Raw genomic sequence first — 6,496 nt, 5'->3', positions numbered from 1 at the left:
CGTCACCATCAACGTCACGGCGGTCAATGACGCGCCTGTAGCCGTCAATGACACGGCCAGCACCAGCGAAGACAGCCCGGTCAGCCGCACCGCCGCCCTGGGCGTGCTCGCCAACGATTCCGACATCGACAGTGCCAGCCTCACCGTCTCCGGCGTACGCGTCGGCACCGCCGGCGCCTTCGCCGCACCGGGTGCCGCCGGCATCACCCTCACCGGCACCTACGGCAGCCTGCTGATCCACGCCGACGGCAGCTACACCTACACCCCGGGCGCCGCCGCCCAGGCCCTCAACACAGGCGACTCCGTCCAGGACGTCTTCTCCTACCAGCTCAGCGATGGCAGCCTCACCGCCACCGCCAACCTGTCCATCACCGTCATCGGCACCAACGACCCTGCCGTGATCACCGGCACGGCGGCGGGCACCGTCAAGGAAGACACGGCCGGCCAGCTCACCGTCACCGGCACCCTGACGGCGACGGATGTGGACAGCTCCACGTCCTTCAGCCCCGCCAACGCCACTGGCACCTACGGCAGCTTCAGCATCGCCGCCAACGGCACCTGGACCTACGCCCTCAACAACGCCGCCGCCAATGTGCAGGCACTCAAGGAAGGTGACACCCGCACCGAGACCTTCACGGTCACCACGGCGGATGGCACCACCCGCAACGTGGTCGTCACCGTGCTTGGCACCAACGAGATCCCCACCGTCGCCAATGTGACGGCCAGCGGTGCAGAAGATCCGGCCGCGCCGATCCCCGTGATCCTCGCCGGCAGTGATGTGGACGGCACCGTCACCAGCCTCACCCTGGCCGATCTGCCCACCAACGGCACCCTCTACCGGGATGCCGCCATGACCCAGCCGGTCAGCGCCGGTACGCCGCTGGCCGCCACTGGTGGTGCCGTCACCCTGTACTTCCAACCTAGCGCCAACTGGAACGGCAGCACCAGCTTCCACTTCACCGCCACCGACAACAACGGCGGCAGCTCCAGCCAGGCCACCGCCAGCATCAACGTCACCCCGGTCAACGACCCCCCTGTGGCGATTGCCGATACCGGCAGCACCAACCAGGACACGGCCCTGGTCCGCAACGCCGCCAGCGGCGTGCTGACCAATGATTCGGATATCGACGGCGCCGCCCTCGGTGTCACCGGCATTGCCGCCGGCAGCGGCGCCAGTGTGCCGGTCACGGCAGGTGGCACCAGCGTCGGTGGCGCCTTCGGCACCCTGCTGATCGCCCAGGATGGTGGCTACACCTACACCCCGGGCGCAGGTGCCAAGGCCCTAACCCTGGGCCAGTCGGCCAGCGACGTGTTCACCTACACCGTATCCGACGGCAACGGCGGCACCGCCACCACGACCCTCACCATCCAGGTCAGCGGCCTCAATGACGCCCCGGTGATCGGCGGCGTGGCCACCGGCAATGTCACCGAAGACGGCACCCTCACCGCCGGCGGCAGCCTCACCATCAGCGACGCGGATGCGGGTCAGTCGTCCTTCGTGCCCCAGACCCTCACGGGCACCTACGGCACCCTGACCCTGCAGTCCGGCGGAAGCTGGAGCTACAGCCTCAACAACGCCGCCACCAACGTCCAGTCCCTCAAGCAGGGCGAGGTGGTACAGGACAACTTCAGCGTCCATACCGCCGACGGCACCGCCAAGACGGTGACCATCAACGTCACCGGCACCAATGACGCGCCGGTGGTCGGCACGGCCACCGTGAGCGTCTCCGAAGAGGGCCTGGCGGGCGGCATCGCCGACACCACCGGTGCCACCGACACCACCAACCAGACCACCGCCGGCGGCACCATCAGCGTCTCCGACGTGGATGGCAACGCCCTCAGCGTCACCCTCACCGCACCAAGCACCGCCCTGACCTCCAACGGCGTGGCCATCACCTGGACCGGCAGCGGCACCCAGACCCTGGTCGGCAGCGCCGGAGGCCAGGAGATCATCCGCGCCACCATCGCCAACGACGGCACCCAGTCGGTGAAGCTCTCCGGCCCCGTCGACCACCCCAACACCACCCAGGAAGACGTGCTCACACTCAACCTCGGGGTCAACGTGAGCGACGGTGTGACCACCACCACCAGCACCCTGGTCGTGCGTGTGGAAGATGATGCGCCCAAGGCCTCCAACGTCAATCAGAGCGTGGTGGTTGCGCCTCAGGACACCAACCTGCTGATCGTGCTCGACAACTCCGGCAGCATGAACACCGCCGACGGGGTGGGCGGAACCACACGCATCAAATCTGCCATCACCGCCCTTACCCAGCTCATCGACACCTACGACGCACTGGGTGAAGTGCGCATCCGGATTGTCACCTTCAACAGCTCAGCCACCTCAGTCGGCACCGCCTGGACCACGGTCGATCTCGGCAAGACCCAGCTCGGGAACGTCACCCTGGGCGGTACAACCAACTTCGACTCGGCCATCGCCGCGGCGCAGAGTGCCTACGGATCAACCGGCAAGCTGGCATCCGGTCAGAATGTGGCCTACTTCCTGTCTGACGGCGTTCCCAACTCGGGCACGGAAATCGGCACCGCCGACGAGACCGCCTGGAAGGCCTTCCTGACCAGCAACGGCATCACCAGCTACGCGCTGGGCATGGGTGCCGGCGCATCCCAGGGGCCGCTCAACCCCATCGCCTACGACGGCCTCACCAAGACCGACCTCAACGCGTCGGTCATCACCGATTTCGCCCAGCTCTCCAGCGCCCTGCAGGCCACCATTCCCCAGTCCGCCAGTGGTGACATCCTGTCCGGCGGCCTGCTGGGCGGCACCTCGGGCTTTGGGGGCGACGGTGGCCACATCAGCTCGATCACCATCGAGGGCGTGACCTACACCTACAACCCGACGGGCGCCACCAGCGTCACCCAGAGCGGTGGAACCGGCAACGGCACCTACAACGCCACCACCCACCTCCTCACCGTGCGCACCGACGACGGTGGCACCCTGGTGGTGAACATGAGCACCGGCAGCTACAACTACACGCCGCGCGCCACCGTCACTGCCCCCGTCGTCGATGGCTTCGACTTCGTCCTTGCCGACAAGGACGGCGACACCGCTTCGGCCAGCGTGACCTTCAACGTCAGCCGCCAGGCCGAGCAGGTGGTCACCCTCACCAGCACTTCCACCGTCATCGAATCCAGCCGCCTCGGCCTGACCGGCGAATACTACGGCTACAACGAAACCACCTCGGGCGTCACCCGCACCCACGCGGACGACACCACCCTGGGCAACCTGGACCATGTCTCCGACATGACCACCATCGTCGACGGCCGTAGCGGCCAGACCGTGGTGGGCACCTACAACGCCGCCCCGGCAACGGGCTCCGACGCCACCTTCAGCGCCGACAAGATCGACTACGGTTTTGGCTACACCACCGGCAGCACCACGGTGGGCGCGGTCAACGGCAACCTGGGTAATAACCCCACCGTCGGCGCCAACATGGCAGTCAATTCCGGTGCGCTGTACAACTTCCTGCGCGGCGGCACCACCGGGTCGGACGCCTCGACTCTGACCACCACCACCGGCCTTGGCAACACCACCGATTCGGGCCTGCGTTTTGTAGGCCTGATGAACGTGGCCGGGGGTATCTACGACATCCGGGTCACCGCCGATGATGGCTTCCGCATCAATGTCGGCGGCCAGACTGTGGCCATGTTCGACAACATCCAGTCCCCCACCGCCCGTACCTACACCGGCATCAGCATGGAGAGCGGCCTGCAGCCCATCGAAATCCTGTACTGGGAACAAGGTGGCAATGCCCGTCTGCGCATTGAGGTCAAACTCAGCAGCGAAGCCGACACGGCCTACAAGACCCTGGGTACCGACGAGTTCGCGCTCTTCACACCCACCAGCGCCCCGGTGCTCAACGACATGCAGGACATCGTCGAGAGCACCACCAACGGCACCTGGCTGGTACGCACCGGCGAGCGCCTGGACGGCACCGCGGGCAACGACCACATCACTGGCAGCGATGGCCAGGACATGATCTACGGTGGCGCCGGCAACGACACCATCATCGGCGGCAGCGGTGCCAGCCTGATCTCCGGGGGGGCCGGCAACGACACTCTCACCGGTGGCCTCGGTTCCGACACCTTCAAGTGGTCCCTGGGGGATGCAGGCAGTGCCGGTGCACCCGCCCTTGATGCCATCACCGACTTCAACAAGGCGGCGGCCATCAGCGGCGGCGACGTGCTGGACCTGGGCGATCTGCTGCAGGGCGAGAGCCACACGGGCACCAACCCGGGCAACCTGGGCAGCTACCTGCACTTTGAGAAGTCCGGTACCGACACCGTGGTACACATCAGCAGCACCGGCGGCTACACCGGCGGCACCTTCAGCGCCGGCGCCACCGACCAGAAGATCGTGCTGCAGGGCGTGGATCTGACCAACAGCGGTGCCCTGAGCACCGATGCCCAGATCATTCAGGACCTGCTGACCAAGGGCAAGCTGAGCGCCGACTGAGCGAAGCACCACATCGGCATCAAAAAAGAGAGGCCCCGCAAGGGGCCTCCCTATCTTCATGTGGGCGCCGGCTCCGCAGAGCCGGCAGACTCAGCCTGCCGCGAGACGGCGTGAAGCCTCCGGGCCAGTCATGCCGCTGACGCCCAGATCGCGGGCCGCCGCCCATTCCTCGGCTGTATGGACCTGCTCGGCATAGACCGCCACCTCGAGGCCGTGGGCCACATCGACGATGGCCTTGACGAGGCGTTGATGGCCGGGGTTTTCATGCAGGCTGGCAACAAAGCTGCCGTCCAGCTTGAGATAGGCCAGGCGCAGCGCATACAGGCGCGGCAGGGCCGCCAGCTGGCGTCCGAAATGCTCGATACCCAGGTGTGCGCCATGCCGCGCCAGCACCTCGGCGAGGGCTTCAAGGCCGGCCAGACTCGCATCCAGCCCGCGCTCGCTGACCTCCACGGCAATCCGCGAGGCCCCGGCCCCGGCCGTTGCCAACAGGATGTCCAGCCCATCGAGAAAGCCGGCCTCGATCAGCGAACGGGGGGCCACGTTGATGGCAATGGGCTCGGAAGACTCACCCAGACGGGCAATACCAAGGCGCAGGGCCTCCAGGTCGCAGGCCGCCGCCAGGCCAACCCGCACCGCCGCCGGCATGAACTGCCCTGCCGTCAGCACGGCGCCCGCTGCGGGCAGGCGCAACATGTACTCCCGGTGGACCAGGCCGCCATCGGTGGTCAACACCGGATAGCTGGTGAGGGTGAACTCATGGCGAGCCAGGGCGCCCTCAAGCATCTCCCGCCAGCCCGCCGCACCAGGCACCGGGATCGGCAAGGGCGACCCGCCGGGCTCGGCCACGATGCCGCCCTCGGCCTCGGCGCGCATCAGGGCGGAATCCACCCGCGCCATGAGCTCACCCGGGGTGTCGTCGCGCCGATAAGCCACCGCAGCGGCATCCAGATGCAGGCGATGGGCCGCATCCACCTCAAGATCCAGGGCCGTGACGGCACTGCACAGACGCTCCAGCATGGCCCGCCCGTCGGCCAGCCCCATGCCGGGGACCAGCACGCCGAATTCGGCACCACCGAGCCGCCCCAGCGCCACGTCATCACCGGCCTCGAGGCCGTCTTTCAACGCATCGGCCACGGCGCTCAACCACTCGTCCGTACGGGCCCGCCCCAGCTTCTGGTTGAGCACCACCAGATCGGCAATGCGCAGCACGGCCAGGCAGCCACCCGGCGCCACATCCGGGTCGGACAGCACACGACGCAATTCCCCGTTGAAGGCCGCCCGGTTGAGCAGCCCGGTACCATCATCGTGGCTGCCCTCGTCACGCAGGCGGGCAATCCGCCCGGCCTGCTCGGAGAACAGGGCGCGAATGCGTTCGGACATGCGGTTCAGCGCCCGGGCCATGCTCTGCAGCTCGACGACCTTCGGCTCGTCGATAACCCGGAACTGCCCGGCCCCAATGGCCTCGGCCTGTTCGGCCATCTCGTCCAGGGGCCGGCGCACCCAGCGCAGCAGCATCGACACGGCCATGGCCCAGAACAGACCAATGGCCAGCATCACGCTGCCCAATTGCAGGGCACCACGCCACAGGGAGCGGTAAGCGTAGCTGCGGGCCGCGACGACACTCACCTTGCCGACCTGCCGCCAGCCGTCGCTGACCAGCGCCTGCCCCGGCCGAGCCTCCATGGGCACCAGGGCCACCAGCCAGCCAGGCACCCCCTCGGCCGCATCATCCTGGGTACGCTCCACCAGCACCCGCCCCGCAGGATCGGTGAAGCGGATCTGGCTGTAATGCCCCCCGTCGAACAGGGCCGTCACCAGCAGCTCCATGGTGGCCACGTCCTTGCTCTGCTGGGACATGGACAAGGCCAGGGACACCGCACCATCACCGGCCTGGGCCGTCAATTGCTGCTCGAAGTAGCTGCGAGCGGTAATCAGGCTGACCGCAAAGGCGCCGACGAGCACCACCGCCATGGCCACCACCACACTGACCCACAATCTTCTCAACAGGGACATATCGATTCC

At 67.3% G+C, this 6,496-nt stretch carries 2 protein-coding genes; one reads left to right on the top strand and one right to left on the bottom strand.

Features of this window, described 5'->3' with window-relative positions:
* Positions 1 to 4,471 (top strand): VCBS domain-containing protein (locus L6Q67_RS01585; protein ID WP_296564183.1); only part of this gene is annotated, 4,471 nt, incomplete at its 5' end.
* Between the two features lie 90 nt (positions 4,472 to 4,561).
* Here the strand turns inward: L6Q67_RS01585 and L6Q67_RS01580 are convergent.
* Positions 4,562 to 6,487 (bottom strand): LapD/MoxY N-terminal periplasmic domain-containing protein, encoded by a 1,926-nt coding sequence (locus tag L6Q67_RS01580; protein ID WP_296564180.1) that lies wholly within the window; start codon positions 6,485 to 6,487, stop codon positions 4,562 to 4,564.
* Between the last annotated feature and the right edge of the window lie 9 nt (positions 6,488 to 6,496).

It is taken from the genome of Zoogloea sp. (assembly GCF_023150065.1).
Lineage (GTDB): Bacteria > Pseudomonadota > Gammaproteobacteria > Burkholderiales > Rhodocyclaceae > Zoogloea.
Note: the sequence above shows the minus strand (reverse complement) of the source record. Positions and strands in the feature narration are given on the sequence as shown.